This is a genomic window from Nocardia wallacei (assembly GCF_029868745.1).
GTDB classification, from domain to species: domain Bacteria; phylum Actinomycetota; class Actinomycetes; order Mycobacteriales; family Mycobacteriaceae; genus Nocardia; species Nocardia wallacei_B.
Genome location: NZ_JARWOP010000118.1, coordinates 1 through 26,636, shown reverse-complemented (window position 1 = coordinate 26,636; position 26,636 = coordinate 1). Strand labels below are relative to the sequence as shown.

At 68.4% G+C, this 26,636-nt stretch carries 29 protein-coding genes; 18 read left to right on the top strand and 11 right to left on the bottom strand.

Annotated elements, in window-relative coordinates:
- Positions 1-233: 233 nt before the first annotated feature.
- Genes QH470_RS09200 through QH470_RS09180 form a run of 5 tightly spaced genes read right to left on the bottom strand, consistent with a single transcriptional unit; the run spans position 234 to position 5,026 of the window.
- A complete protein-coding gene (locus tag QH470_RS09200; protein WP_280271863.1) occupies positions 234-1,058 on the bottom strand; it encodes a class II fructose-bisphosphate aldolase in 825 nt (274 codons plus the stop codon).
- Positions 1,055-2,014: a hexose kinase gene (locus QH470_RS09195; RefSeq protein ID WP_280271862.1), complete on the bottom strand. Its 960-nt coding sequence runs from the start codon at positions 2,012-2,014 to the stop codon at positions 1,055-1,057. The genes QH470_RS09200 and QH470_RS09195 overlap by 4 nt, the downstream gene beginning before the upstream one ends.
- The gene (locus QH470_RS09190; protein WP_280271864.1) at positions 2,002-3,162 is read right to left on the bottom strand and encodes an N-acetylglucosamine-6-phosphate deacetylase; all 1,161 of its coding nucleotides are present in this window, start codon (positions 3,160-3,162) and stop codon (positions 2,002-2,004) included. The genes QH470_RS09195 and QH470_RS09190 overlap by 13 nt, the downstream gene beginning before the upstream one ends.
- Positions 3,163-3,182: 20 nt before the next feature.
- Positions 3,183-4,109: an ROK family protein gene (locus QH470_RS09185; protein WP_280271861.1), complete on the bottom strand. Its 927-nt coding sequence runs from the start codon at positions 4,107-4,109 to the stop codon at positions 3,183-3,185.
- A gap of 5 nt (positions 4,110-4,114) precedes the next feature.
- Complete coding sequence (locus QH470_RS09180; RefSeq protein ID WP_280271860.1) at positions 4,115-5,026, bottom strand: SIS domain-containing protein; 912 nt, start codon at positions 5,024-5,026, stop codon at positions 4,115-4,117.
- A 120-nt stretch (positions 5,027-5,146) separates the two neighbouring features.
- Here QH470_RS09180 and QH470_RS09175 point away from each other — a divergent pair, with 120 nt between their 5' ends.
- The 4 genes from QH470_RS09175 to QH470_RS09160 are packed head-to-tail and all read left to right on the top strand — an operon-like array spanning position 5,147 to position 8,920.
- Complete coding sequence (locus QH470_RS09175; RefSeq protein ID WP_280271859.1) at positions 5,147-6,391, top strand: extracellular solute-binding protein; 1,245 nt, start codon at positions 5,147-5,149, stop codon at positions 6,389-6,391.
- A gap of 11 nt (positions 6,392-6,402) precedes the next feature.
- Positions 6,403-7,299 (top strand): carbohydrate ABC transporter permease, encoded by an 897-nt coding sequence (locus tag QH470_RS09170; protein WP_280271858.1) that lies wholly within the window; start codon positions 6,403-6,405, stop codon positions 7,297-7,299.
- Positions 7,296-8,135 carry a carbohydrate ABC transporter permease gene (locus QH470_RS09165; protein ID WP_280271857.1) on the top strand — a complete coding sequence of 280 codons (840 nt, stop codon included), beginning with the start codon at positions 7,296-7,298 and terminating at the stop codon, positions 8,133-8,135. Before QH470_RS09170 ends, QH470_RS09165 begins: the two co-directional genes overlap by 4 nt.
- Positions 8,132-8,920, top strand: a complete 789-nt coding sequence (locus QH470_RS09160) for a DeoR/GlpR family DNA-binding transcription regulator (protein ID WP_280271856.1) — start codon at positions 8,132-8,134, stop codon at positions 8,918-8,920. The genes QH470_RS09165 and QH470_RS09160 overlap by 4 nt, the downstream gene beginning before the upstream one ends.
- Positions 8,921-8,936: 16 nt before the next feature.
- Here the strand turns inward: QH470_RS09160 and QH470_RS09155 are convergent, their stop codons facing one another.
- Positions 8,937-9,119 (bottom strand): DUF397 domain-containing protein, encoded by a 183-nt coding sequence (locus tag QH470_RS09155; RefSeq protein WP_425302639.1) that lies wholly within the window; start codon positions 9,117-9,119, stop codon positions 8,937-8,939.
- Between the two features lie 236 nt (positions 9,120-9,355).
- Here QH470_RS09155 and QH470_RS09150 point away from each other — a divergent pair, with 236 nt between their 5' ends.
- The 3 genes from QH470_RS09150 to QH470_RS09140 all read left to right on the top strand — a co-directional run bounded on the left by QH470_RS09150 (position 9,356) and on the right by QH470_RS09140 (position 10,398).
- The gene (locus QH470_RS09150; protein ID WP_280271854.1) at positions 9,356-9,478 is read left to right on the top strand and encodes a hypothetical protein; all 123 of its coding nucleotides are present in this window, start codon (positions 9,356-9,358) and stop codon (positions 9,476-9,478) included.
- A gap of 115 nt (positions 9,479-9,593) precedes the next feature.
- Positions 9,594-9,764, top strand: a complete 171-nt coding sequence (locus QH470_RS38435; protein WP_280271853.1) for a hypothetical protein — start codon at positions 9,594-9,596, stop codon at positions 9,762-9,764.
- Between the two features lie 190 nt (positions 9,765-9,954).
- A complete protein-coding gene (locus QH470_RS09140; RefSeq protein ID WP_400180962.1) occupies positions 9,955-10,398 on the top strand; it encodes a DUF4254 domain-containing protein in 444 nt (147 codons plus the stop codon).
- Between the two features lie 168 nt (positions 10,399-10,566).
- Here QH470_RS09140 and QH470_RS09135 read toward each other — a convergent pair whose 3' ends face one another.
- Positions 10,567-11,826, bottom strand: coding sequence for a lipase family protein (locus QH470_RS09135; RefSeq protein WP_280271851.1), 1,260 nt, complete (start codon positions 11,824-11,826; stop codon positions 10,567-10,569).
- A gap of 436 nt (positions 11,827-12,262) precedes the next feature.
- Positions 12,263-13,858, bottom strand: a complete 1,596-nt coding sequence (locus QH470_RS09130) for an ATP-dependent DNA ligase (RefSeq protein WP_280271850.1) — start codon at positions 13,856-13,858, stop codon at positions 12,263-12,265.
- Between the two features lie 94 nt (positions 13,859-13,952).
- On the opposite strand from QH470_RS09130, the gene ramB reads away from it, so the two are divergent.
- The 9 genes from ramB (at position 13,953) to QH470_RS09085 (ending at position 22,874) form a co-directional block, all read left to right on the top strand.
- Positions 13,953-15,362: an acetate metabolism transcriptional regulator RamB gene (gene ramB, locus QH470_RS09125; protein WP_280271849.1), complete on the top strand. Its 1,410-nt coding sequence runs from the start codon at positions 13,953-13,955 to the stop codon at positions 15,360-15,362.
- Between the two features lie 217 nt (positions 15,363-15,579).
- On the top strand, positions 15,580-16,857 hold the full coding sequence (urtA, locus tag QH470_RS09120; protein ID WP_280271848.1) for an urea ABC transporter substrate-binding protein: 1,278 nt from the start codon (positions 15,580-15,582) through the stop codon (positions 16,855-16,857).
- A 90-nt stretch (positions 16,858-16,947) separates the two neighbouring features.
- Positions 16,948-17,832 (top strand): urea ABC transporter permease subunit UrtB, encoded by an 885-nt coding sequence (urtB, locus tag QH470_RS09115; protein WP_280271847.1) that lies wholly within the window; start codon positions 16,948-16,950, stop codon positions 17,830-17,832.
- Complete coding sequence (gene urtC / locus QH470_RS09110) at positions 17,829-18,950, top strand: urea ABC transporter permease subunit UrtC (protein WP_280271846.1); 1,122 nt, start codon at positions 17,829-17,831, stop codon at positions 18,948-18,950. The genes urtB and urtC overlap by 4 nt, the downstream gene beginning before the upstream one ends.
- Positions 18,947-19,771, top strand: coding sequence for an urea ABC transporter ATP-binding protein UrtD (gene urtD / locus QH470_RS09105; protein ID WP_280271845.1), 825 nt, complete (start codon positions 18,947-18,949; stop codon positions 19,769-19,771). The genes urtC and urtD overlap by 4 nt, the downstream gene beginning before the upstream one ends.
- Positions 19,755-20,447 (top strand): urea ABC transporter ATP-binding subunit UrtE, encoded by a 693-nt coding sequence (gene urtE, locus QH470_RS09100; RefSeq protein WP_280271844.1) that lies wholly within the window; start codon positions 19,755-19,757, stop codon positions 20,445-20,447. The genes urtD and urtE overlap by 17 nt, the downstream gene beginning before the upstream one ends.
- 13 nt (positions 20,448-20,460) lie before the next feature.
- A complete protein-coding gene (locus QH470_RS09095; protein ID WP_280271843.1) occupies positions 20,461-21,246 on the top strand; it encodes a GntR family transcriptional regulator in 786 nt (261 codons plus the stop codon).
- 74 nt (positions 21,247-21,320) lie between these two features.
- Complete coding sequence (locus QH470_RS09090; protein ID WP_280271842.1) at positions 21,321-21,860, top strand: carboxymuconolactone decarboxylase family protein; 540 nt, start codon at positions 21,321-21,323, stop codon at positions 21,858-21,860.
- Positions 21,861-21,983: 123 nt separating this feature from the next.
- Entirely contained in the window at positions 21,984-22,874 is an 891-nt protein-coding gene (locus tag QH470_RS09085; RefSeq protein WP_280271841.1) for an LLM class flavin-dependent oxidoreductase, read from the top strand.
- A gap of 95 nt (positions 22,875-22,969) precedes the next feature.
- Here the strand turns inward: QH470_RS09085 and QH470_RS09080 are convergent, their stop codons facing one another.
- The gene (locus QH470_RS09080; protein ID WP_280271840.1) at positions 22,970-23,746 is read right to left on the bottom strand and encodes a TetR/AcrR family transcriptional regulator; all 777 of its coding nucleotides are present in this window, start codon (positions 23,744-23,746) and stop codon (positions 22,970-22,972) included.
- 123 nt (positions 23,747-23,869) lie between these two features.
- On the opposite strand from QH470_RS09080, the gene QH470_RS09075 reads away from it, so the two are divergent.
- Positions 23,870-24,268, top strand: a complete 399-nt coding sequence (locus QH470_RS09075; protein WP_280271839.1) for a VOC family protein — start codon at positions 23,870-23,872, stop codon at positions 24,266-24,268.
- A gap of 84 nt (positions 24,269-24,352) precedes the next feature.
- On the opposite strand, the gene QH470_RS09070 is transcribed toward QH470_RS09075, so the two are convergent.
- Entirely contained in the window at positions 24,353-25,207 is an 855-nt protein-coding gene (locus QH470_RS09070) for an SDR family oxidoreductase (protein WP_280271838.1), read from the bottom strand.
- 93 nt (positions 25,208-25,300) lie between these two features.
- Between QH470_RS09070 and QH470_RS09065 the strand changes: the two genes are divergently transcribed.
- On the top strand, positions 25,301-25,699 hold the full coding sequence (locus tag QH470_RS09065; protein ID WP_280271837.1) for a winged helix-turn-helix transcriptional regulator: 399 nt from the start codon (positions 25,301-25,303) through the stop codon (positions 25,697-25,699).
- Positions 25,700-25,702: 3 nt separating this feature from the next.
- Here QH470_RS09065 and QH470_RS09060 read toward each other — a convergent pair whose 3' ends face one another.
- The gene (locus tag QH470_RS09060) at positions 25,703-26,353 is read right to left on the bottom strand and encodes a Uma2 family endonuclease (protein WP_280271836.1); all 651 of its coding nucleotides are present in this window, start codon (positions 26,351-26,353) and stop codon (positions 25,703-25,705) included.
- Positions 26,354-26,636 lie beyond the last annotated feature (283 nt).

Below are 26,636 nucleotides of genomic sequence, written 5' to 3'. Positions count from 1 at the left end.
CATGGGCATCGGCATGGCCGACTTAGGTCCCTTTGTGCGGTGGGGATTCGCCGCAGCCGGATGGTCGGACGTCATCGAGCGCGCCGATGACCGGGCGATGATCATGGAGAGCGAGATGGCCGAGGCCATGGCGGCGAGGAGGTAGGAGCGGCGACAAGACCGGGACACATCCCCGAGCGCAGCATCCGGCTGCCGAGCGAACGGCCCAGCCGACCGGGGGGCGCGATGCCGCCCTACGCGAGCACGTACAGCAACCGTTCCACTTCCTGCCGCACGGCCTCGCGGCCCGCGCCCAGATAGCGGCGCGGGTCCGACAGCTTCGGATCGGCGGCGAGCGCCTCGCGCACGGCACGGGCCAGCAGGATGTTCAGGCGGGTCGCGATGTTGATCTTGGTCATGCCGTGACGGACGGCCGACCGCAGGCCCGCGTCCGGAACTCCGGAAGACCCGTGCAGCACCAAGGGGACGGGCACCTTCGCCGCGAGCCGGGCGATCAACTCGTCGTCGAGCCGCGCATCGCGGGTGTGCATGGCGTGCGAGGAGCCCACGGCCACGGCGAGCGCGTCCACGCCGGTGGCGGCGACGAAGGCCACGGCCTCGTCGGGGTCGGTGCGTACGCCGGGGGCGTGCGCGCCGTCCTTGCCGCCGATCGCACCGAGTTCGGCTTCGATGAAGACGCCGCGCGCCCGGCACCAGCGCGCGATGGCCGCGGTGCTGTCCACATTGTCGGCGTAGGGCAGGGCCGAGCCGTCGTACATGACCGACCGGATACCGAGATCCGCTGCGGCCCTGATCAATTCGTGAGAGCTCGCGTGATCGAGATGGACGGCCAGGTCGGCCGGACTGTCGGCGGCGATCGCCAGGCACGCGCGCGCCAGTGGGCCCAGCCCGCCGTGGTAGCGCACGGTGTTCTCCGAAATTTGCAGTACCGCAGGACGTTTCGCGGCGGCGGCCGCGGCGGCGATGGCCTCGGCGTGCTCGAGGGTGATGACATTGAAGGCCGCCAGCGCACCGGGGCGGGCCGCGGCGATGAGGTCGGGGACGGGCAGCAGAGTCACGGTGCGGATTCCTGGGCGGTGCTGGGTAGGCCGGTGACGACGACCTTCGGCGCCAGCCGGTCGCGCTGGGTGCGATCGATCTCCCCCGCTACCGGAATGACCACGGCGGCAGCCGAAGTCGCCACCGCGTCGGCGAGCAGGGTGGGCCAGTCCGGTTCCGGTGTGGCGGCCAGGGCGGCGATCACCGCGGCGGTCGCGGCATCGCCCGCGCCCGTCGGATTTCCCGCGACCGGTGCGGACAGCGCCGCGGACCACGCGCCGGCGGCCGTGACCGCGACCATGCCGTCGGCGCCGCGAGTCGCGATCACCGCGCGCACGCCGCGATCCACCAGCGGGCGCACCGCCGCGACCACCTCACCGGTGGTGTCGGCGTGGACCCCGGTGAGCCGGTGCAGTTCGTCGCGGTTGGGCATCAGCACCACGCCGGGCACCTCGGCCGCCATCTGCAGCGCCCGCCCGTCGACGTCGCAGATGGTCGGGATGCCGACCTCGAGCGCGACACGAGCGAGGCGGGCCGGAACCGAGTCGCCGACCCCGCCGGGCTGCGACCCGGCGATCACCATGCCGTCGGTGTTGGGCAGCAGGCCGGTGACGCGGACCAGCAGCTGCTCGACCGCGTACGGATCACCTACCCGGGCACCGGGTTCCCAGAGCGCGGTCGCGGTGCCGTCCCCGGATTCACTGATCACCACCGTGCGCCGCACCCACGGCAGCGCGTGCACGAAATCCACCGGCAGTTCCAGTTCGGCGGCGGCCGCGAAGACGTGGTCGGAGAAGCCCGTCGCGCGGGAGTACTTCCCGAGTTGATTGAGTACGCGGGTCACGTTGATGCCCTTGCCGCCGATGCGCTGCTCGACCGACAGCACCCGATGCGCCCGGCCCCGTTCGAACCGCTCCACGCGGTAGGTCATGTCGTAGGCGGGGTTCATCGTCACGGTGAGGATCACGTCAACCACTGTCCATGGCGTAGGACGCGACGCAACCCCTGTTTCTCGTCGAGCACCACCGCATCGGCGGCCAGGCCCGGTCGCAGATCGCCGACATCGTCCAGTCCGGCCGCTGCGGCCGGTGTCGACGTGGCGGCGACGACCGCGTCGAGCAGCGGCAGACCACAGTCGCGGACCGCCCAGCGCAGGCATTGCAGCAGCGTGGCGGTACCGCCGGCGATGGCGCCGGTGGCGACGCGGGCGACGCCGCCGGTCACCCGGACCGGTTGCGGGCCGAGCCGGTAGTCACCGTCCGGCAGTCCGGCGGCCTGCATGGCGTCGGTGATCAAGGCCACACGGCCCGGCGCGGTGGCGAAAGCCAGTGCGGCGAAGCCAGATTCGACGTGGACGCCGTCGCCGATGAGTTCCACGATCGCCCGGCGCTCGGCGGCGGCGACCAGTCCGGCGGCGGCCGGGCCGGGCGCGCGGTGATGCAGCGGCGGCATGCCGTTGGCGAGGTGGGTGACCAGGGTGCCGGGTCCGCCGGGCGCCAGCGCGCTGCGGAACGCGGCGTAATCGGCGTCGCTGTGGCCGAGCGCCACCACCACGCCATGGGCGACGAGCAGGCGGGCCGCGGTGTCGAACCCGCGGCGCTCCGGGGCGAGCGTCATGACGCGTAGATGGCCTCCCGCCGCCGCGAGCAACCGCTCGATCAGGACGGGGTCGGGATCGATCAGAAATCGCGGATCCTGTGCGCCACAGCGCACTTCGGAGAGAAACGGTCCTTCGACATGGATGCCCGCGAGCACGCCTTCCTCGGCCACCGCGCGCAGGGTGGCCGTCTGCGCCACCATGTCGTCGGGCGCGCCGGTGACCACGCTCGCCACCACACTGGTCGATCCCTGCCGCTGATGGAACTCCGCCGCCGCCCTGGCCTCGGCCGCGTCCACGGTATCGAACCGATACCCGAACCCGCCGTGATTGTGAATGTCCACCAGCCCCGGCACGATGGTCCCCAGAAATTCCGGCGTCTCGGAGTTACCCTGCGCAGCAGTCCATTCCGTGAACGGCCGCACACCCACGATGCGATCCCCGCGCACCGACACCACACCGTCATCCAGCACACACGACGCCGAAACGATCCTCCCCCGCAGGTACATCACCCCGTCACCAACCATCTCCGCCACCCCAGCCACCGTCATTCCAGGACCCCCGTGCGGGCGTAGTGAGCCGCGCCGACCAGCCCGGCGCGGGCGCCGAACTCGCCGAGCACCACTCGGGGGGCGGGGGCGACTCGGAGCAGTCGGGTGAGGCGGTCTTGTAGGGCCGTGGTCAGGCGGGTGCCCGCACCGGCGAGGCCGCCGCCCAGCACGATCAGTTCGGGGCAGGTGGCGTGGACGACGCCGAACAGGCCCTCGGCGAGGGCGTCCACGGCGTCGTCGACCACGGCGCGGGCGTCGGGGTCGCTGTCCAGGACGGCGAAAACCGCCTCCGCGCCGGATATTTCGCGTCCGGTGCGGTCGCGATACGCCCGGGCGATGGCGGTGCCGGAGGCCACGGTTTCCACACAGCCGATACTGCCGCACGGACAGGGCAGACCATCGCGGTGACGCACCGGAATATGGCCGTATTCGCCCGCCTGCCCGGCGGCGCCGCGGACCAGACGTCCGCCCACCGAGAGTGTGCCGCTGATCCCGGTCCCGAGAATCAGCACGCAGACGTCGGCACGACCGCGGCCCGCGCCGTGGCGCCACTCGGCCCAGCCCGCGACCGCCACATCGTGCTCGATCAGCACGGGCATGTCCCAGCGCTCACTGAAACGGTCACCCACCCGCACGTCCCGCCAGCCGATATTGCTGCTGAACACCGCCAGCGAACGGGCGGGATCGACGATACCGGGCAGCACCACGGCCGCCCGCGCCACCGACTCACGCTGCGCCGCAGGCAATTCCGCGAGCACACCGGCGCCCAGCTCACCCATCGCGTCGAACGCCGCCGCCCCGCACGGCGTCGGCACCGCGCCCGCGCTCAGCACCACCCCGGCGGCATCGGTGATCTCCGCCTTGGTCGTGGTACCGCCGACATCCAAGGCCAGCACCAGATCCGACGGCTCGACGCTGGTCACGACGGTCAGTCGAGGACGACCGAGCGGTTCAGGCCGCGCGGGTGATCGGGATCCAGGCCCAGGTCGGCGGCGCGCAGCGAGCACAGCCGGTGCACTCGCACCAGGTCGGCCATCGCGTCGATGTCACGGTGCTCGAAATGCGCTCCGGTAGCGCGGATTTCGTCCGCCAAACCGGGAATCACCGGCCCCAGCGCCCACACCGCACGACCCGGCGCGGCGATGCTGATCGGACCGTGCCGGTACTCGGTCGCCAGGTAGCCCTCGGCCCAAGCCTGGCAGGATTCCCGCAGCTTCAGCGCCGCCTCCTCGGCCAGCGCACCCGCGAAACCCATTCCGACAAAGGTGATCTGCTCGGCACCGCGGACGGCGGCGGGCAGGCTCGCCGGGTCTTCCGCCAGCACCTCGCGCGCCTGCGCGACCGCCGGGTCCAGATCCTCACCCAGATGGCGGCGCAGAATCGCCAGTGCCGTGGTCGCGAAGCGCGTCTGCACCACGGACCGCTCGTCCACCTCCTGGATCAAGATCGCGTCGCCCAGCTCGAGCACCGGAGTGCCCGGGCTCGAGCAGAGGACGGTGCGCGGCACACCCGAGGGGATGGCGCGCATCGCCTCGATCACCTCGGTGGTGGTCCCGGAACGGCAGATCACCAGGTAGCGGTCGTAGTCGCGACCGGTGCGCACCTGAGCGGCGGGCCAGGCATCGGTCAGCCCCTGCCCGGCCGCCTCCCGCAGCGCCGCGAACGCGCGGGACATGAACAGCGAAGTGCCGCAACCGATGACGGCCACCCGCTCGCCCGGTGCGGGTAGCAGCGCGGCGTGCTCGGCGGCGATCGACGCGGCGCGCGTCCAATCGTCCGGCTGGGTGGCCACCTCGGCGGCGAGGTGGGTCCTGGCGATTCGATCGGCGGAGGTCGGCACCACACCAGAATCAACCCGGTGATCGTTCATGTCAAATTTACACTCAAACCGGTCACATTCGATCAGTGTTAGCGCTAACCTCTGCCCAACCGAATCGTTTCGCCTCGAAAGGTTCTACTCGTGAAACGTCCACTCCGCGGCGTGTTCTCGTCGATAGCGCTGTGCACCGGCCTCACCCTGGCGATCTCCGCCTGCGGTTTCGGTGGCGGCAATGCCGACGACTCGGACCCGAACACCTTGTCCTTCCTGGCACCGAGCTACAGCGACGGTACCAAGTCGGAGTGGGACCGGATCATCGCCGACTTCCAGCAGCAGAACCCCGGTATCAAGGTGAACCTGCAGATCGAGTCGTGGGATTCGATCAACGACGTGGTGCGGACCAAGTTGCAGTCCCAATCGACCACCCCTGACCTGCTCAATATCGACGCCTACTCCACCTTCGCCACCGACGGCCAGCTCTACCCGGCCACCGAGGTGACCTCGCCCGCCGTCCTCGGCGATATCCAGCCCGATTTCGCCCGGAATGCCTCGATCAACGGAACCCAGTGGGCGCTACCGCTGTTCGCGTCCACCCGCACCCTGTTCTACAACACCGACCTGTTCACGCAGGCCGGCATCACCGCGCCGCCGAAGACCTGGGCCGAACTGACCGACGCCGCCCGCCGCATTCAGGCGCTCGGCGGTGGCGTGTCCGGCTACGGACTGCCACTGGGCAGCGAGGAGGCCCAGGGCGAAACCTCGATCTGGACCTTCGGCGCGGACGGAAACTGGTCGGACGGCGACGCGATCACCGTCGACACCCCCGCCAACACCACGGGCGTGCGAGCGATGAAGTCACTCGCCGATGCCGGTGTGACACAGCCGAATCCGGGGGCCACCGACCGTAAGGATGTCATCAACGCCTTCATCCAGGGCAAGATCGGCATGATCGAGGGCCTGCCCCCGGTGATCGGGATGATCGCGCAGAAGAATCCCGCCCTGAAGTACGCCACCGCGCCGAGCCCCACCGAGACCGGCGCCCCGGTGACCCTCGGCGTCGCCGACCATCTGATGGCATTCAAGAAGGACGGCGCCAAGACCGAGGCGATCAGGAAGTTCCTCGACTACTTCTATTCCGCCGGTGTTTATTCGAAGTTCGTGCGGAGCGAGCACTTCATCCCGATCACCACCAGCGGCACCGCGGCGATGGCCGACGACCCCGTCGTGCAGGCCTTCTCGACCACGTTGCCCGTGGCCCGCTTCTACCCCAGCAACAACCCGAAATGGGGTGCGGCACAGGGTGCCATCCGGCAGCAGATGGGCACCGTCGCGCAGGGCGCCGATCCGGCCGCGGTACTGCGGAAGATCCAGCAGGCGGCGAATTGAGCGGCGCCACAGTGACATCCGGTCGCCGATCCGCCGCGACGCTGCGGGCGCTGCCGTGGATCGGCCCGGTGCTGATACTTGTCGCGGGTGTGGTGGCCTTTCCGGTCGGCTACATGCTGTGGACCTCCACGCGCGCGCTGAACGCCTACGGCCAGGACCGCGGGCCCGCCGGGCTGGACAACTTCCGTGCGCTGTTCGCCATCGATGAACTGGGTGGCGTGCTCCTGCACACCGTGGTCTGGGTGGTGGCGGTCGTGGTGCTCACGCTGGCGCTGTCGGCGGCGCTGGCCCAGTTCCTGAACAAGGATTTCCCCGGCCGCACCGCGGTGCGCATGGCGATCCTGGTGCCCTGGGCGGCGTCGGTGGTGATGACCACGACGATCTTCGCCTACCTACTGGACCCCGACGTGGGCCTCGCCAATCGCTTCCTGGTCGACATCGGCGTGCTGGACCGGGGTTTCGGCTTCACCAAGGAGGCGGGACCGGCGTTCCTGGTGGCGATCGGGGTCGCGGTGTTCGTATCCGTCCCGTTCACCACCTACGCGATTCTCGCCGGGCTGCAAGCGATTCCGGCCGAACTGGACGAGGCCGGACGGGTGGACGGAGCCGGGGCCTGGCAGCGCTACCGCTATCTCACACTGCCGCAACTGCGCCCGGCCATCGCGGTCGCGACGGTCATCAACATCATCAACGTATTCAACTCGCTGCCCATTCTGCAGGTGCTCACCGGCAGCATCGCGGGCTTCTCCGCCGACACCACGACCACGTTGACGTTCAAGCTGATTCGGCAGAACCAGCAGGTCGCCACGGCCGCCGCGATGAGCGTGCTGAACTTCGCGCTGATCGCGGTGATCATCGCGGTCTACGTCAAACTGATCCGTCCGGCCGGGGAGGAGAGCGCACGGTGACGACCTCGAGGACGGGCCGCCGACGCTGGGACCTGACGGTGGTCGGTGCCGTGATCGCGGCGATCTTTCTCGTCCCGTACGTGGTGATGGTGCTGGGCTCGCTGAAACCACGTTCGGAGATCCTGCGCATTCCGCCGACGTACCTGCCGCGGGAGTGGCTCCCCGGCAACTACTCCACCGTGTGGGACACCCCGGAGACACCGCTGCCGTTCAATCTGGTGAGCACGGTGGTGATCGCGGTGTGCGCGACCCTGGTGGTACTGGCGGTGGCGATCCCGGCCGCGTATTACACGGCGCGACGGCGCTTTCCGGGCAAGGCGGCGTTTCTGGGACTGGTGCTGGTGACCCAGATGTTGCAGCCGACCGTGCTGGTGACCGGTCTGCTCCGGGAGTTCTTCGCCCTCGGCATCAATGACACGTGGCTCGCGATGATCCTGGTGAACTCGGCGTTCAACCTGTCGTTCGCGGTGTGGATCCTGCACAGCTTCTTCGCCTCGGTGCCGGTGGAGATCGAGGAGGCCGCCCAGTTGGACGGGCTGAGCCGGTGGCAGACCCTGGCGCGGGTGAGCCTGCCGCTGGTGTGGCCGGGCCTGGTCACCGCCACCATCTTCGCGTTCGTGTCGTGCTGGAACGAGTTCGCGGCCAGCCTGGTGATCCTGACCACGCCGGAGAACCAGCCGCTGTCGGTGGCCTTGACGAAGTTCATCGGGCAGTACGACACGGCTTGGCAATATGTCTTCGCGATCTCTACGGTCGGCATCGTGCCCGTTGTCATCCTGTTCGCGCTCATCGAGAAGCGCCTGGTCGCCGGCCTGACCGCCGGTAGCGTGAAATGACCGCCGCGACCGATCGATCCCAGCGCTGGAACCGGTTGCTGGAGCTGCTGGCCGATACCGGACGGCTGTCGGTGGAGCAGGCCGCCGAGCGGCTCGGGGTCTCCCCCGCCACCATCCGCCGCGACTTCACGGCGCTGGCCGACCAGCAGTTGGCCACCCGCACGCACGGCGGCATCGTCGCCAGCCAGGTCGCCTACGAGCTACCCGCCCGGTACCGCAGCGGCGACGCGGCCAAGCAGCGAGTCGCGGAATACGCTGCGGGACTGCTGGATCCGGCGGAGGTGGTGGGACTCAACGGCGGCACCACCACCACAGCGGTGGCACGCGCCCTCGCCGGACGCCCGGACCTGCCGAACTCCGCCGACCACCAGATGACCATCGTCACCAACGCCCTCAACATCGCCGGTGAGATGGTGCTGCGCCCGCAACTGCGCACCATCTGCCTCGGCGGCATGGCCCGCCGCGAGTCCTACGAACTGCACGGCCCCTTGGCCGAACGCACCCTCGCCGAATTACGTTTGGACACCGTAGTTCTCGGCGTCGACGCCCTCTCCGCCGAGGGCGGCGCCCAGTGCCGCCACCTCGACGAGGCAGGCATCAACGCCGAAATGGCAAGGCGCGCCCACCGAGTAATCGTCGTAGCCACAGCCGAAAAACTGGAACGCACAGCCCTAGCCCGCATCTGCCCCATCGAGGACATCGACATCCTGGTAATCGACACGGCCGCCAACCCCGCCCACATCGCTCATATCCGGGAGACGGGGGTGCGGGTGGAACTGGTGTGAGACAGCGGTTTCGGGACTACGCTCGGTCGAACTGGCCGTCTTTCACACCGGCCGTGAAGGCGTCCCACTCGGCCGGGTGGAAGATCAGCGCCGGACCGGCCTGGTCCTTGGAGTCACGCATCCCGACCATCCCTCCATCCAAGTGCGCCACCTCTACGCACTCCTTCTGCGAGCCGCTGCGACTGGACTTGAACCACATGGCCCCGGACAGGTCGTTCACCCGCAAACTCCTCGGAAATACCGATCAACAGATCCCTGGTTGCCTTTCGCCCAACGCTACGCGTCGCGATCAGTCCAAGGATGCTTTTGGCGCGGAAGGGGAAAGGGCCCTGATGGGCAGATTGCAAACGGGGCAGGGGGATTCGGGGACCTACGCTAGGTCGAACTGGCCGTCCGGTGCGTCCAACGGCTCGCGTATCGCGAGAAGCAACGGACGTGGCTGAATTCGACCGGCAGTACGAGATCGTGAAGTGGTATCTCTCGCATATGTCGTACGCCAATCGGCGCGGAATGTTCCAAATCATCGCGTGGGCCGACCGTCAGGACGGCCCGCGATGAACGCCGGAACCGGCGAGTGGAGATTGCCCGGCAAGGACGTGCTTTTGGCCGTTTGTTCGTCACCCCGATGCCGTCGGGGGGAGCTCCCTTACATACCGAAACGATCGGCACCATCGTGGACAGACTGGCCTGGCACTGCACCGATGCCCATACCGCACACGCCGACGACGACCACGCACACGGCATGGCAGTTCTGCTGCTGAACAAGCTCGCCGACGCATACGACGCACTCATCGAGGAAATAGTCCGCGGTCGCCGCCGTCTCCCTACCACCTTCCGTCCCTGACCACGCGAGCACTACCTCGAGACCGAACCGCCTATCGAATTTCGCGCGCCGCGAGTGCGGAAACCGGTGTGGCGAAAATGGTCTGACGTGCGAGGCGGCGTTACGGGCAAGCCTCCGCGTCTACCTAGATCACGGTCCGGCATCGAATCCCGTTGCCGATCGGAAACATTCGGCGTGCAGGATGACCGCCGTGGAATCGCTCCCACTCAAACACAGCCTCCTGGAGGCATGCCGCGGGACGGCGCAGGACGATAACTTCGTGCTGCGCTGTGCCTGTCGGCTGGCCGAGCTGCACGAACAGCGGCTCGGCGGGACAGCGAGTGCCGTGCGCGGCATCGATCGCGATCGTGCCCGGCTGGTGCACGAGATAGACCAGTGGGTCGCAACGCAATTACCGCGTGCGCACGGTGGTGCGCGATTACATACCGAGACCGTGGGGACCGTGGTGGATCGGCTGGCGCAGTTCTCCGCGCTGGCCTACCTGACGCTGACCGACGCCCCCGAATCGACGGTCCGCGAGGCCTGGCGGCGGTTGTCGGAACTGGCGACCGCCTACGACGATCTCGCCGCCGACGTCTCCGCCGGACTGTGCCGGTTACCCGACCTCAGCGGCGACCACTCCTACGAACACTGAAAAGCCTTGACCGCCGGTGGATCCGAACGGCGGCGCCGGCGAGGGGAGCGGCGCCGCCGTCTGCGGGGAAGGCTGGATCAGGGCAGCTGATCCGTGCCGGTCGGTCCGGCGAATTCATCGTGTCTCGACAGCCTCGAGATCCGCCGCGATCCGGCTGTGAATCCGCTGTCAGCCGGCCACCGAGCAGCCCGGCGGCACCGCCCGACCGGCGAATAGGTCCGCCACCCACGCGCCGGTCGCGGGGATCGCGAGCGCGCCGACGACGAAATGTTCACCCGGCAGCGGATCCAGCCGGACCCGGGCGCCGCGACCACACCAATCGTCGTACAGATTCCGGGCCTGCTCGAACGGTATCCAGAACTCGTTGACGCCGTGGTAAATCAGGGCGGGCGACTTCGGCGCGAAAGCGCCTAGCCGATTGTCCGCCAATATCTTTCGCACCATGGGTAATGCCGTCGGGTCGGGCACGTCGGTAAGGTCTTCGACCTTCAAGGCAGCCAGCAAACCCAGCACGGATTCGCCGCCAACGCAGAGATCCTTGAACGCGTGCGCCAGCCGCCAGCCGTTGTCGTTGAGCAGCGTCAGCAGTTCGGGGTACTCGCGGGCCAGCCCGAGCGCCGCGGCGAGGAAGATTCCGGCGGCACCGGTGCCCCCGTCCATGGAGCGCCGCAACCTGTCGTAATCGGCGGGCACGCCACCGATCAGAGAACCGACCAGCGGCAGTTCCGGCGCGTACGTTCCGGCCAGTTGCGCCGCCCACCCCGTCGCGATGGCCCCGCCGGAGTAGCCGCTCATCACGATCGGCGAATCCGGCCGCACCTCCGCGACGCCGAGGCGTCCGACCGCCCGCAGCGCGTCCAGCACGGCGTGGCCGCCCATCCGCCCGGCCGCGTACGCCTGGCGCGGACCTTGGTGATCGGGCACGACCACGGCGTAGTCGCGGGCCAGCAGCAGCCCGATCGACAGCTGATCGGCCTGCACCCCCTCCTGCAACTGCCGCGACGGCGCACAACTGTTCCCGAGCGAGGAGATCGGGATGTTGTAGGACACCAGCGGCCGTGAACCCGTTCCGCTCCAAGGCTTTTGCGGCGTCAGCAGGGTGGCGACCACGGGCACCGGTTCACCCTTGGCATTCGTGGACCGGACCAGCAACTCGATCGAACGCACCGGCACCGGAAACCAGTTGCGTACGGCCCGGGATGCGAGAACGGTTCCCGCAGAGCGCTTTTCGAACCCCGGTGGCGGAATGTAGAACGGATCGTCCAGCGGAGTCGGCAGCACCGAATCGAGGACGTGCGGCGGGTTCACGAAGTCGTCGAGCAGATCCGCACGAACCACCGACCGCTCCGCGCCGACCATGGTCAGAGCCGTCACCACCGCCATAGCCACCGTCCACACCCGGGCAACCATCCGCCGCGCACTCGCCACGTCCACTCCCCGATGTGCTCGCCCGCCCACAGCCGGGCCTCCGCCGATTCCGCATCGATCGCCGAGCACCCGCCGCCGAGGACAGCGGGACGTCCAACCCTACATACCCTTTGGTTGGTTTTGTGTACGCTGACCGGCGCGCCGCATCCGCCGGCGAGGGCGACGGGGCATCGAATCTTACATACCGATTGGTTGGTTTTGCGGATGCCGATCGGCCCGCCGCACCGGGCGCCCGGAAGCCGACGCCGCACTGCGCGGCCCAGTACCGACGACCAGGAACACCTACACAAAAACGGGGCCGTCATCTCGGCACGTTCTCGGCCGGGATCCACACCGCGCGGCTGGATCCCGGCCAAAAGCATGCCGGGATGACAAGGGATTGCTGCGACCTACCTGGATCAGGCACCAAATTCCCGTACCTGTTGTGGATCGCGCTTCACTCCGCCGCGGCCGCACCACCCGGTAGCAGCGCGCGTACTGCCTCGATGGTGTCGGCGTCGGCGGGCTCCTTGTCGGGGCGGTAGCGCAGCACGCGGGCGAAGCGTAGGGCCACGCCGCCGGGGTAGCGGGGACTGACCTGTACGCCGTCGAGGGCGATCTCGACCACCAGTTCGGGGTGCAGGTACACCGTGTGGTCGTCGCGGGCGCGTTCGTGGCGTGGGAATTCCTCGGTCTGCCAGCGCAGTAGCGCGTCGGTCAGGCCCTTGAACGTCTTGCCGACCATGATCGGGAGGCCGCCGTCGGGGTCGCGCGCGCCGAGATGCAGATTCGACAGGTAGCCGGTGCGGCGGCCGTAGCCCCATTCGGCCCCGAGCACGATCAGGTCGAGGGTGTGCGTGGGCTTGATCTTCTGCCAGGCGCGGCCGCGGCGGCCGGCGGCGTAGGGCGAGGCCAGCGATTTGACCACGACGCCCTCGTGCCCCGCCGCGAGCGCGCCCTCGGCGAATTCGGCCGCCGCCGCGGCATCCGGCGCGACCAGCGCCGGAATCGTGTGCGCACCCGCCACCGCCGCGAGCGCCGAACGCCGCTCGGACAGCGGGGCGTCGAGCAGATCGGTGCCGTCGAGGTGCAGGCAGTCGAAGAAGTACGGATGCAGCAGCAGGTCGCGCGTGGAGGTCGCGGCGGGCACCGACTGGCCCAGTGCCGCGGCCGCGGTGTCGGCCTCCTCGGCCTCGGCGGGCGTCAGCGCGAAGCGGCTCATCGTCTCCTGGAACGGGCGGGGGCGTCCGGCGTCGGTGAGCGCGAGCGTCTCGCCGTCCAGCACCACGCTCTCGCAGTCCAATCCGGCGACGAGATCCACCAGTTCGGGCACGTTGCCGGTGATCTCGCGCAGCGTCCGGGTGAACACCCACACCCGGCTTCCCTTGCGATGCACCTGAATTCGCGCGCCGTCGAGTTTGTGCTCGACGCTCACCTCCCCGCCGAATTCGTCGAAGGCCTCCGCGAGCGAGCCGCCGGGCGAGGCGAGCATCGGCTGGATCGGGCGGCCGACCTCCAGCCGGAATTCCGCCAGGGCGGGCGCGCCGCCGGTCATCGCGGCCGCCGCGGTCACGGGTAATCGCCCCGACAGCATGTGCGCGCGGCGGACCAGGTCGACGGGTACGTCGGCGGCGACGGCGACCGCCTCGGCGACGATCGCGGTCAAGGCGCCCTGGCGCAGCTCACCGGTCAGCAGTCGCACGAGGAAATCCCGTTCGGCCGCCGTCGCCGCGGACAACAGGCCCGCCAGCAACTCCCGGCGGCGCTCCGCCGATCCGGAGCCGCCGATCCCGGCCAGTTCGTCGAACGTGGTGTGCACGGCCGGGACGGTCAGGCTCGGTTCCGCCGCGGGCGTCACGGCCAAGGCCGTGAGCGTGCGCCAGCCGGTGCCGATCCGGCCCTGCGGCAGTTCCCCCGACACCCATGCCACCACCGGGGCGAGTTCGGCCGGCTCGGCCTGCTTCAGCAGTCCGGCCAGTGTGGCAATCTTGCTCTTGCGCGACGATGTCGCGCGCACGGCGCCCGACGCCTCGACTACTTGCGACAACAGCACGAGTCCGACCGTAACCCGCGAGTCCGACACGGCGGCGGACGGGCTTGTTAATCGAATGTTTGCAGAGCTGCGAAACCACCCATAAACTGGACGAATGGCCAAGACTTTCGTCGGTGCACGGCTGCGACAGCTGCGCACCGAGCGCGGGCTGAGCCAGATCTCGCTCGCCAAGAAGCTGGAGATCTCGGCGAGCTACCTCAATCAGATCGAGCACGACGTGCGCCCGCTCACGGTGCCGGTGCTGCTGCGCATCAGCGAGGTGTTCGGCGTCGACGCCGGGTTCTTCTCCTCCCAGGACGACACCCGTCTCATCGCCGAACTGCAGGAAGTGGTGATGGACCAGGAACTGGCCATCGAGGCCGACGCCCAGGAGATCGCGGAGATGGTCTCGGCGCATCCGAGCCTGGCCCGGGCGATGGTGAACATGCACCGCCGCTACCGCAACACCACGGCCCAGCTGGCCGCCGCCACCGAGGACCGATTCTCCGACGGCAGCGGCTCGGGCGCCATCTCCCGCCCGCACGAGGAGGTGCGCGACTTCTTCTATCAGCGGCAGAACTACATCCACGAATTGGACACTGCCGCAGAGGAACTCGCCACCCGGATGCGCTTCCACGGCGGTGATCTCAAACGCGAGATCGCCCGCCGCCTCACCACCGCGCACGGCGTGCAGATCGTCGAGCGCATCGATCTCGGCGAGGGCGTGCTGCACCGCTTCGACCCCGAGGCGCGGCGGCTGGAGATCGCCCCGCACCTGTCCGGCGGGCAGCGCGTGTTCAAGCTCGCCGCCGAACTGGCCTATCTCGAATGCGGCGAGCTGATCGAAAAGCTCGTGGAGGAAGGCAATTTCGCCTCGGAGGATTCCCGCACGCTCGCGCAACTGGGACTGGCCAACTACTTCGCCGCCGCCGTGGTGCTGCCGTATTCGTATTTCCACGAGGTCGCCGAGGATTTCCGGTACGACATCGAGCGGTTGTCGGCGTTCTTCACCCAGAGCTACGAGACGATCTGCCACCGGCTCTCGACCCTGCAGCGACCGAAACTACGCGGCGTGCCGTTCTCGTTCGTACGCGTGGACCGCGCCGGAAATATGTCGAAACGCCAGTCCGCCACCGGTTTCCACTTCTCTTCCTCGGGCGGCACCTGCCCGCTGTGGAACGTCTACGAGACATTCGCCTATCCGGGCCGGATCATGACCCAGATCGCCCAGATGCCCGACGGCCGCAAATACCTGTGGATCGCGCGCACCGTGGAACGGCGCGCCACCCGCTACGGCGAGCCGAGCAAGACCTTCGCCATCGGCCTCGGCTGCGAGCTGCGCCACGCGGGCCGCGTCGTGTACGCCGACGGACTGGACCTCAACGACCCCCAGGCCACCCCCATCGGCGCGGGCTGCCGGGTCTGCGAGCGCACCAACTGCCCCCAGCGCGCCTTTCCCCCACTGGGCAAATCCCTCGACATCAGCGAGCACCGCAGTTCCATCTCCCCGTACGTGCTGCGCTGAAGATCATATTCTCCAGATTTCACGTCACCGAAACGTTCGCAACAAGGCCGTCATCGACAAATATTCGGGCGCAACACTTTCCGCTTACTCTTCGCAACGGATACAAACGCTGTATACAACGCCCGTCTCCCGTCAGGGATTCGACCCGGGACAGCGCGCGGTCCGGCGCGGTGCGAGGACACCGCCGAAATTTGATGAGTGAGAAGAGGGTTCGCCCATGTCAGATTCTCGTGACGTTCGTCGCGTACACACCCGCCGGATATCGAAGATCGTCGCCGCGCCGACCGCGCTGGCGTTGTCGGCACTACTGCTGTCCGGCTGCGGTTCTCGTGACGACGCCGAAACCGCTTCGGCCGCGGCGTCCTGCGTGGACACCTCCAAGGACACGATCAAGATCGGATCGCTGCATTCGCTGACCGGCACCATGGCGATCAGCGAGGTTACCGTCGCCAACGCCACCAAGCTGGCGGTCGACCAGGTCAATGCCGCGGGTGGGGTATTGGGCAAGCAGATACAGATTGTGCCCGAGGACGGGGCGTCGGATCCGAAGACGTTCGCGGAGAAGGCGGAGAAGCTGATCAGCTCCGATTGCGTCGCAGCGGTTTTCGGGGGATGGACGTCTGCCAGCCGCAAGGCCATGAAGCCCAAGTTCGAATCGCTGAACTCGCTGCTGTTCTACCCCGTGCAGTACGAAGGTCTCGAGGACAGCAAGAACATCTTCTACACCGGGGCCACCACCAATCAGCAGATCCTTCCGGCGCTGGACTATTTGAAACAGAAGGGCATCACGTCGCTGTATCTGGTCGGCAGTGACTACGTGTTCCCGCAGACAGCGAACCGCGAGATCAAGGCGTACGCGGCGGCCAACGGCATGGAGATCAAAGGCGAGGATTACGCGCCACTGGGATCCACCGATTTCTCCACAATCGTCAACAAGGTACGAAACGCCAAGGCGGGCGCGGTGTTCAACACCCTCAACGGCGACTCCAATGTGGCCTTCTTCCGCGAGTACGCCAACGCCGGGCTGAAAGCCGCCGAGATGCCGGTGATTTCGGTATCGATCGCCGAAGAGGAGGTCACCGGTATCGGCCCGCAGCACATCGCCGGGCAGCTCACCGCGTGGAACTACTACCAGACCGTCGACAGCCCGCAGAACAAGGCCTTCGTCGATGCCTACAAGTCCGTCTACGGCGCCGACAAACCCACCTCCGATCCCATGGAAGCCGCCTACACCTCGGTGTTCCTGTGGAAGAACATGGTGGAGAAGGCCAAGTCGTTCACGGTCGGCGCGGTCCAGGACGCCGCCGACGGCGTCACCTTCGACGCGCCCGAGGGCACCGTGACGGTCGACGGTTCCAACCACCACATCTCCAAGACGGCGCGGATCGGTGAAATCCACGCTGACGGCCTGATCTACACGGTGTGGGACTCCGGCACGCCTATCCAGCCGGACCCGTACCTGAAGTCCTACGAGTGGGCCAAGGGACTCAAGTAGCAGGCCATCGATGAGGGGCGGTGCGGTTCCGTTCGATATCCCGTCGCCGGGACCGCACCGGTCGATCGACTCGAAATCGAGGTATTCCCTATGGAAGTGGTGATCGGGCAGCTGTTCACCGGGCTGAGCCTGGGTTCCATTCTGCTGCTGGCGGCGCTGGGCCTGTCGCTGACCTTCGGTCAGATGGGCGTGATCAATATGGCGCACGGCGAATTCATCATGGCGGGCTGCTACACGACATTCGTTGTGCAGCAGGTGATTCACGCGACCGGCGCGGCGCTGATCGTGTCGCTGCTCGCGGGCTTCCTGGTCGGTGGCCTGCTGGGCGCGGCCCTGGAGATGGGCCTGATCCGCTGGATGTACGACCGCCCGCTGGACACCCTGCTGGTGACTTTCGGGGTGGGGCTGATACTTCAGCAGTTGGCGCGCAGCATCTTCGGGGCGCCCGCCAAGAACGTGGTGGCGCCGGACTGGCTGTCGGGCGGCCTCACCATCGCCGGCAGCGTGGTGCCCAAGACCCGCATCTTCATCCTCGTGCTCGCGGTCGTCGCGGTGGCCGCGCTGGCCGTGGCGCTGAAGGCGACGCCGCTCGGGCGGCGTATCCGGGCCGTCGTGCAGAACCGCGATCTCGCGGAGACCAGCGGCGTCTCCAGCCGGACGACCGACGTCAGCACGTTCTTCCTCGGGTCCGGGCTGGCGGCGGTCGCGGGTGTGGCGCTCACGCTGATCGGATCCACCAGCCCGACCATCGGACAGAGCTATCTCGTGGACGCCTTCCTGGTCGTGGTCATCGGTGGCCTCGGGCAGATCAAGGGCACGGTGCTCGCGGCCTTCGCACTGGGACTGCTGAATTCGTTCATCGAGTACTCCACGACCGCCTCGGTGGCGAAGGTGATCGTCTTCGCGCTGATCGTGGTGTTCCTGCAGGTGCGCCCGCAGGGGCTGTTCACCGTGCGGACGCGGAGCCTCGCATGAGCGGCCACGTCCGGACCCTCGGCGGTTTCGCGCTCGCGGCGGTCGTGTTGTTCGCGGTGGCGCCGGCCGTGCTGAGCGATTTCCGACTCGGGCTGCTCGCCAAGTTCCTGTGTTTCGCCATCGTGGCGGTCGGCATCGGATTGGCCTGGGGCCGAGGCGGAATGCTGACGCTGGGGCAGGGCGTGTTCTTCGGTCTCGGCGCCTACATCATGGCGATGCACCTGCAACTCGCCGACGCCGTCCGGCTGCACCAGGACGTCCCGGAATTCATGCAGATCGCCGGTATCACCGAATTGCCCTCGTACTGGCGACCTTTCGCATCCGCGCCGGTGGCGATCCTGGGGATCCTGGTGCTGCCCGCCCTGCTCGCCGCGCTGCTGGGGTTCGGCGTGTTCAAGCGCCGGGTCAAGGGCGCGTACTTCGCCATCCTGTCCCAGGCCCTGACGGCGGCGCTGGCCATCCTGCTCACCGGGCAGCAGGCCGTCGGCGGCTTCACCGGGCTCAGCGACTTCCGCGCCTTCTTCGGTTTCCGGCTCAGCGATCCGGTGAACCGGCGGATGCTGTTCTTCATCGCGGCGGCGGCGCTACTGCTGGTGGTCGCCGTGGCCCGGCAGCTGATGCGCAGCCGGTACGGCGAGTTGCTGGTGGCGGTGCGCGATCAGGAGGAGCGGGTGCGGTTCCTCGGTTACGACCCCGCCGATATCAAGATCGTGGCGTACGTGGTGGCGGCGTTCTTCGCCGGGATCGCGGGCGCGCTGTTCACGCCGATCGTGGGCATCATCTCCCCGGCCGACATCGGGGTGGTGCCGTCGATCGTGTTCCTCATCGGCGTCGCGATCGGCGGCCGGACCACACTGCTGGGGCCGGTTCTGGGCGCGATCGGGGTGGCGTGGGCGCAGACCACGTTCTCCGAGCACTTTCCGTCCGGATGGACCTATCTGCAGGGCGTGCTGTTCATCGTGGTGGTCGGGTTCATTCCGGCCGGGCTCGCCGGTTTCTGGCCGCTGGCAAGGGATTCGGTGCGCCGGCTCCGGCGCTCGAGGGACACGGAGCCCGCGGACACGGAACCGGTCGCGACCGGGGACGCTCAGGTGGAGACGAAGGTGGAAGTCCGATGACCGACGACGACCTCGCACCGAAGTTCGGCGGCAATGCGGGAATGAACAGCGAGTACCTCGAAATCCGGGATCTGTCGGTGAGTTTCGACGGATTCCAGGCGCTGTCCGGAGTCGATCTCACTGTCCTGCAGGGCGATCTGCGATTCCTGATCGGCCCCAACGGCGCGGGCAAGACCACGTTGATCGACGCGATCACCGGCCTGGTGCCCGCCACCGGCTCGGCACGGAAATCGGGCACGGAACTGCTGGGCCGCAAAGTACACCGGATCGCTCGGCTGGGCGTCGGCCGTACCTTTCAGACGGCCAGTGTCTTCGAACAGCTGACCGTGCTCCAGAACCTCGACATCGCCGCCGGGGCGGGCCGTTCCGCGCTCACCCTGCTGAGGCGGCGGCGGTCCGTGCTGCCCGCCATCGAGTCCGCCTTGGAGACAACCGGTTTGACCGCGCTGCGGGATCGGCCCGCCGGGGTGCTCGCCCACGGCCAGAAGCAGTGGCTGGAGATCGGCATGCTGCTGGTGCAGAACGCCGCGGTGCTGCTGCTCGACGAGCCGGTGGCCGGGATGAGCGCCGAGGAACGCGAGGAGACCGGAAACCTGTTGCGGCGCATCGGCTCCGACCGCGTTGTCATCGTCGTCGAGCACGATATGGACTTCATGCGCGCCTACGCGAGTTCGGTCACCGTGCTGGCCGGCGGCCGGGTGCTCAGTGCGGGCACGGTCGAGCAGGTGCAGGCCGACCCCAAGGTGCAGGAGGTCTACCTGGGCACCGCCGCGGCCGTGGCCACCTACGCCGAGGAGGCAGCCGATGCTGGAAATCATTGACATGCACGCCGGTTACGGCCGCACGGAGGTGATCCACGGAGTCTCGCTGACGGTTCCGGACGACGGTGTCGCGGCGGTGATGGGCCACAACGGCGCGGGCAAGACGACGCTGCTGCGGGCCGCCGTCGGGCTACTGCCGGTGAAGTCGGGGCGGATCCGCTTCGACGGAGAGTCGATCACGAAGCTGTCCCCGTCGCGCCGGGTCCGCCGCGGAATCGCCTATGTGCCACAGGGCCAGCAGTGCTTTCCGCAGCTGACGACGGCGGAGAATCTGCAGGTGGTCGCCGACGGCCGCACACGCGGCAAGGCGCTGATCGGCGAGTCGCTGGACTTGTTCCCCGCTCTGCGCGAACTGCTGGACCGCAAGGCCGGGCTGCTCTCCGGCGGTCAGCGCCAACAGCTTTCGATCGCGCGGGCGCTCATCACCGAACCGAAGCTGCTCATCCTGGACGAACCGACCGAGGGCATCCAGCCGTCGGTGGTCGCCGAGATCGAGCACACCATCCTGGAGCTGACCCGCCGCGGCGGGCTGAGCGTGCTGCTGGTGGAGCAGCACATCGGTTTCGCGCTCCAGGAGGCCGGGCGGTACTACGTCCTGCAATCCGGGCGCGTCGCCTCCTCCGGCGCGGGCGGGGCGGCCGCCGCGACCGCGGTGCGCGCGGCGATGGCGATCTGATCGGACGAACGGGATGGCGCGCAGGGGGCGTATCTCGTTGGGTGAGAGGGTCTATCGGGCCCTCCGCCGTGATCTCGCCGCGGGGCTGGTGGCTCCTACCGCGCGGCTCGGCGAGGAACGGCTGGCCGAAAGTTACGGTGTCTCACGGACACCGGTACGCGAGGCGCTGGCGCGACTGCTCGCGGACGGGCTGGTCGAACGCCACGACGACGGCCTGTACCCCTTCCGTCCGCGCCTGGACGACCTGGGCGATCTGTACGAGCTGCGAATAACGTTGGAGGCGAGAGGCGTTCGGCGTATCCGGTTCGCTGCCCGGCAGGGCATTCCGTCCGATACACCGGTCTACGGCGACGTCGATCGGTTCGCGCCGATCGGTCCGATTGCCGCTGTCCCGCAACCGAATACGGCGTCGCACGACAAGCAGGCGGTGCGCCGCGAGCTGGATACCTGGCTCGGCCTGCGCGACGACCCGCCCGTTCCGGGCACCGCCCTGATCGCGGCCGACGAGCAATTCCACACCACGCTGCTCGCCGCGGCAGGCAACGCGGCCCTCGCCGATGCCCTGACCGCCGTGCACGCCAAGGTCCGCCCGATTCGCTCGCTGGACATTCCCACTCCGGAGCGCATCGCGCGAATGACCGCCGAGCACATCGCGATTGCCGAACAGATCCTGGCGGACGAGCTGGACCTGGCCCTGCACACCCTGCTCACCCACATTCTGAGCTCCCGCGCGCACGTGCTCGTCCGCGCCCGCCAAGCCCTCGAACTCACCCGGCTGGGCCAGGCCTTGCGGGATTAGGGGCGCTCCCACTCCATGAACATTGCCGTACACCAAGTGTGGCACCCTGCCGAACCCGGCTGTTAGCGTGTGGCATGGTGTCGACGAAGCCACGCATCGAACCGGGCCGCCTGCGCGAGCTGGGCCCCGTCAACTGGGCTATCTGGCAGGTGATCTCGCGTGCCGCCGGGACGGCCGACGCACACCTGTTCAGCACTCTCGGCCGCACGGGCGGCCTGTTCCGCGGCTGGCTGCACTTCTCCGGCCGGCTGATGCCCGGCGGCCGGCTCCCCCGCTACGAGACCGAACTGGCGATCCTGCGCGTCGCCCACCTACGCCGGTGCGAATACGAAACCGACCACCACATCCGCCTGGGCAAGCGCGCCGGCATCACCCCGGAGATCCTGGACCGCCTCCGCACCGGCCCCGAGGCGCCCGGCTGGTCGCCGAAGGAGCGCGCCCTGCTCACCGCCGTAGACCAACTCGTCGAGACCCGCGACCTGGACGACGCCTCGTGGTCGGACCTGACCACCCACTACGACGAACGCCGCCTGATCGAAATCGTCCTGTTGGTCAACCAGTACGAGGGCCTGGCCAGCACGATTGGCACCCTGCGCATTCAGACCGACCACTAGGAGACGCATGTTCGAGGGGTCGTTGTCACTCGCGACCGTTCGGGCCTGCCGCGTTGTCGGTGGAGTCATCGCTCCTGGTCCCTGCCCGCGCGTCCCGGCTGCCTGGTCTGTAACCATCGGGGTATGACAACTCTGGGCGCTGTCTTCCTTCCGCAGAATCCGCCGGAGCCCTTGCGCGAGGTGGCGCGGGTGGCCGAGGAGGTGGGGCTCGAGGAGTTGTGGCTGTGGGAGGACTGCTTTTTCGAGGGTGGCGTCTCGGCGGCCGCGGTCGCGCTCGCGAGCACGGAGCGGTTGCGGGTGGGCGTCGGCGTGCTGCCGGTTCCGCTGCGCAACGTCGCGGTCACGGCCATGGAGATCGCCACGCTGGAGCGGATCTTCCCCGGCCGCGGGATCTGGTGCGTGGGCCACGGCGTGCAGGAGTGGATGGGGCAGGTCGGCGCGCGGGTCGAATCGCCGGTCACGCTGCTGCGCGAGTATATCGAGGCGTTGCGGCGGCTGCTCGCGGGCGAGCGGCTGACGGTCGAGGGCCGCTACGTCCGGCTCGAGAACGTCGCGCTCGACTGGCCACCGGCGCAGCCCCCGGTCATCGTCTCCGCGGCGACGGGCCCGCGCACGCTGCGCTTGGTGGGTGAGATCGCCGACGGCGCGATCCTCACGGCGAGCACCTCGACGGCCGCACTGCGCCGCGCGGTCGCACTACTCCAGGACGGGCGGGCCGCCTCCGGCCGCACCGAGACCCCGCGCGTCCTGGCCAACCTGCTGACCGTGCCCGGCCCCGACGCCGCGGCCCGGCTGCGAACGGAGATACTCCGCATGGGCGAACAGCCGTCGGCCGACAATGCCTCCCCCGACGACCGCATCGGCATTGCGGGCGACACACAGGCCATCGTCGCTGCCGTCGCCGACCTGGTCGAGGCCGGTGCCGACACGGTCGTCCTGCAACCCAGCGCCGACCAGGACCCGGTGGAATTCGTCCGCTTCGTCGCCGAACAGATCCGCCCGCTGGTCCCGTGATAGGGCACGGTCAGCGGGCAGGCTGGTCGATCGCGGCAGCCAGGCCATCCGGTATCGGGGGCCGAGCCGATCCACCCACTCGTCCCCTGACACTTTCAGCGGGCAGGCTTCTCGATAAGCGCGGTCAGGCCGTCCAATACTCGAGCCAATCCGAATTCCCACGCGTGGTCGGCCGAGTAGGCGCTGTCGTGGGCAGCGCCGGTGGCGGCGCCTATGCGGGCGGCGAGGGGATACCGGTGCGGGTCGAAGACGCGGGCGAGTACGGGGGCCGTGCGGTCCCACCACTCGCGGTCGGACATGCCGCTGTCGGCGGCCGCCCGCCGGGTGTCGATATCGATGCGGGCGACGGAGGTGACGAAGCCGAGCAGGTGGGTGAGTGCGGCGTCCATCGTCACGTCGTCCAGGCCGAGACCGTCGAAGGCCCGCAGTTCGTGGTCGTACTTCGCGGCCACGCCGGGGCCCAGCGGCGGACGGGTGGTGGGCACATAGGCCACCCACGGGTGCCGCGCGAGCATGTCGCGGTTCTCCGTCGCGATGACGGAAACCCTTTCCCGCCAAGGTAATCCGGCGAGATCGGCGCGCGGCATCCGCGCGTATACCGCGTCGAGCATGAGGTCGAGCAACTCCGCTTTGCCCGGCACGTAGGTGTAGGTGGACATCGGCGTCAGCCCCAGCCGCGCCGCCACCGCGCGCATGGTCAGCGCTTCCAGCCCGTCCGCGTCGGCGATCTCGACCGCCGCCGCCACCACCGCGTCGACGCTGCTGCGCTGCTTCGGACCACGACCCGAGGTCCGCGCCGGTTGCCGCCACAGCAGCTCCAGCGTGCGCGCCGGATCACCGGCGCCGCTGCGTTCTCCGCCCTTTTCTCGCACCTCTTCGCCACCTCCGGCACGATCGTAGCCGGTGTGTTCCTGATCACAGTGCGCTCGGCCGGAAATTTCTCTACAAAGTACAACGTACTAAGTACGGTAATTACTGGCCGACGAGGAGGCACCTTGAATATCACCGCATCCGCCATCTCCCTGAACGTGCCCGATCCGGAAGCATCGGCGAAGTTCCTCGTCGAGCACTTCGGCTTCGAGGTGCAGATGTCCGCCGACGGATTCGTGTCACTGGGTCGCCCCGACGCCGGATTCAACCTCATCTACCTGCGCACGGGGTTGCCGACGTTCAAACCGGCCCGGATCGCCGGCGCCGCCGGGCAGGGCCTGCTGGTGGCGTTCGTCGTCGATGACATCGACGCCGAGTACGAGCGAGTCCGGCGCGAAGGCGTCCCGATCGTGACACCTATCGAGACGGAACCCTGGGGCGAGCGCTACTTCCAGAGCATCGACCCGAACGGGATCGTCGTGCAGCTGGTGCAGTGGGTACGCGAACCCGGCGCCGAACAATGAGGAACGGGTGTTTCCGCCTGCGCGGGAACACCCGTCCATCCCATCCCACGGGCGCCGCACCGACACGGGCGGCGCATCGATCGCCTACCCGGCCAGGGCGGCCCGAAACACCTCGGCCACCGGAGTCGACGGGCGCCCGGTCAACTTCTGCAGGTCACCGCTGGTCACATCCAGCAGGCCCGCCCGGATTCCGGTGTCCGCGTCGGCCAGCGCCTGCGCGTATCCGGCGGGCAGGCCCGACTTCTCCAGTGCGGCGGCATATTCGGCTTCGGGCAGATCCTGGTAGCGCACCGGCTTGCCGGACACCTCGGAGATCACCCGCGCGAGGTCGGCATAGGTGAGGCGTTCGTCGCCGCCGAGTTCGTAGACCGCCCCGGCGTGCTCGCCGTCGCTCAGCACCGCCGCGGCGGCCTCGGCGTAATCGGCCCGCGCGGCGGCGGCCACCCGGCCCTCGCCCGCGGCGCCGTAGAGCACGCCGCCGTCCACCGTCGGCGCCAGGCCGCCCAGATAGTTCTCCCAGTACCAGCCGTTGCGCAGAACCGCGTGCGGCACAGCGGATTCCGCGAGTACCGCCTCGGTGCCGCGATGCTCCTGAGCCAGGATCATCGAGTTCTCGGTGGCGTACGGAATGCTGGTGTAGGCGAGCAGCCGCACCCCGGCCCGCTCCGCGGCACGCACGACATTGGTGTGCTGGTCCACGCGCGCGCCGAACTCGTTGCCCGACACCAGCAGAACCCGGTCCACACCGGCAAGCGCGCGATCGAGGGCCGCGGCATCGTCATAGGACGCCTCCCGCACCTCGACCCCGCGCTCGGCCAGGTCGGCCACCTTGACCCGATCCCGCGCGATCGCGACGATCGGCCCCGCGCCCCGGCGCAGCAGCGCTTCCACGACGAGACGACCCAATTGCCCACTGGCTCCGGTGACGGCGACGGTCATGACTACCTCCTGTTGTGTACGGAATATCCAGCACTAACTATTAGTTAGTACAAGATATTCCGTCACTACCAAACGAATGCGTAGCATCGAGACATGACCACCCGGCAGACCACCGCGGCGGACGCCTCCGACCCGACGCTGGAGGCCGACGTCTTCGCCCGCAACTGCGTCTCCCGCCCCGTACTCCAGAACGTGGCGAGCCGCTGGGGCGTACTAGCGCTGGTCGCCCTGCGCGAAGGCCCCTACCGTTTCAGCGCGCTACGCCGCCGGGTCGAAGGTGTCAGCGAGCGCATGCTCTCGCAGACCCTGCAGACCCTCGAACGGGACGGCATGATCCACCGCGAGGTCCAGCAGTCCATCCCCCCGCGCGTCGAATACACCCTCACCGACCTCGGCGCTCAGGTCGCCGAGCACCTCGAGGCCCTGATCGTCACCCTGGAAACGAATATCGGCACGATCCGCGACGCCCAAGCCGCGTACCACCGCGACTGACGGCTATCCCCAGGGTTCCCACTCGTTGGTCGGGATCGAGACACCGAACGAGTCGGGCAGCACGATAGTCTCGCCGAACTTCCAGGACACCGACTTGCGATAGCTGCCCGTCTCGCGATCCGGGGCACTGAACAGCGTCGCGACAGCGGTCTGCGGATCTCGGTCGACCAGTAGATAATTGCCGATCCCCACCCGTGCGTAGCCGTTCCATTTGCTCGGGCGAGTCCGTCGAGCGCCGGGCTGCCTGTCCTCCGCGGCGTTCGACGGCGAGGTGACTTCCATTGCGAGTGCCAGCTGCCCGGGCAGGATCTTTTTCAGCGCCGCGGCACGAGCCTGCCGCAATATCTCCTGGTCCATCACGCACATGTCCGGGATATAGCCGTCGTGGATGTCGCTGAGATTCAGATCCTGCGTCTGAATGCACCGCCAGCAGAATGCCGAGTCGGCGCCCTTGGCCAACGCGAACGCATCTTGGATGTCACTCACAATCGCGTTGTGCGCGATGTCCGGACCTGGTGCCACAACGATCTCCCCCCCGATGATTTCGACCCGAGTCCCGTCGTGGGGAAGGTCCAGCACATCGGCCAACTCGTCACGCACCCACAGCTCGTACGGATCTCCGGGAAACTCACGATGACGATGTACGACAGCCATGACATTCATGTCTACGTCCCTCCCTCGCGTCGGCACCGCAATCGTAAGCGCGGCGGATCACGAAAGACCAGCTAAAGGCGGTTCCCGCACCCTTTGCACGTTCCCGCACCCCGTGCGGGACGGAACAGCAAGGCGCCCACCGGGTTCCGAACCGGCGGGCGCCCGAGATGGCGACGCAGAAGTTGATCATGTGCCCCGGCCGACCGGGGGTGGCCGCCTGCAGGGCCGCGCGCCACGGGGGGGGGGGCGGCGGCCCCATCTCCACGACGTTGCGGCCGACCTG

What these genes read in the sequence shown, in the direction of transcription:
- QH470_RS09160 (WP_280271856.1), top strand. Translation starts at nt 8,132, where the DNA reads ATGACCGCCGCGACCGATCGATCCCAGCGCTGGAACCGGTTGCTGGAG.
- ramB (WP_280271849.1), top strand. Translation starts at nt 13,953, where the DNA reads ATGGCCAAGACTTTCGTCGGTGCACGGCTGCGACAGCTGCGCACCGAG.
- QH470_RS09085 (WP_280271841.1), top strand. Translation starts at nt 21,984, where the DNA reads ATGACAACTCTGGGCGCTGTCTTCCTTCCGCAGAATCCGCCGGAGCCC.
- urtB (WP_280271847.1), top strand. Translation starts at nt 16,948, where the DNA reads ATGGAAGTGGTGATCGGGCAGCTGTTCACCGGGCTGAGCCTGGGTTCC.
- QH470_RS09155 (WP_425302639.1), bottom strand. Translation starts at nt 9,119, where the DNA reads ATGTGGTTCAAGTCCAGTCGCAGCGGCTCGCAGAAGGAGTGCGTAGAG.
- urtA (WP_280271848.1), top strand. Translation starts at nt 15,580, where the DNA reads ATGTCAGATTCTCGTGACGTTCGTCGCGTACACACCCGCCGGATATCG.
- QH470_RS09065 (WP_280271837.1), top strand. Translation starts at nt 25,301, where the DNA reads ATGACCACCCGGCAGACCACCGCGGCGGACGCCTCCGACCCGACGCTG.
- QH470_RS09095 (WP_280271843.1), top strand. Translation starts at nt 20,461, where the DNA reads ATGGCGCGCAGGGGGCGTATCTCGTTGGGTGAGAGGGTCTATCGGGCC.
- QH470_RS09190 (WP_280271864.1), bottom strand. Translation starts at nt 3,162, where the DNA reads ATGGTTGGTGACGGGGTGATGTACCTGCGGGGGAGGATCGTTTCGGCG.
- QH470_RS09060 (WP_280271836.1), bottom strand. Translation starts at nt 26,353, where the DNA reads ATGGCTGTCGTACATCGTCATCGTGAGTTTCCCGGAGATCCGTACGAG.
- urtD (WP_280271845.1), top strand. Translation starts at nt 18,947, where the DNA reads ATGACCGACGACGACCTCGCACCGAAGTTCGGCGGCAATGCGGGAATG.
- QH470_RS09070 (WP_280271838.1), bottom strand. Translation starts at nt 25,207, where the DNA reads ATGACCGTCGCCGTCACCGGAGCCAGTGGGCAATTGGGTCGTCTCGTC.
- urtE (WP_280271844.1), top strand. Translation starts at nt 19,755, where the DNA reads ATGCTGGAAATCATTGACATGCACGCCGGTTACGGCCGCACGGAGGTG.
- urtC (WP_280271846.1), top strand. Translation starts at nt 17,829, where the DNA reads ATGAGCGGCCACGTCCGGACCCTCGGCGGTTTCGCGCTCGCGGCGGTC.
- QH470_RS09090 (WP_280271842.1), top strand. Translation starts at nt 21,321, where the DNA reads ATGGTGTCGACGAAGCCACGCATCGAACCGGGCCGCCTGCGCGAGCTG.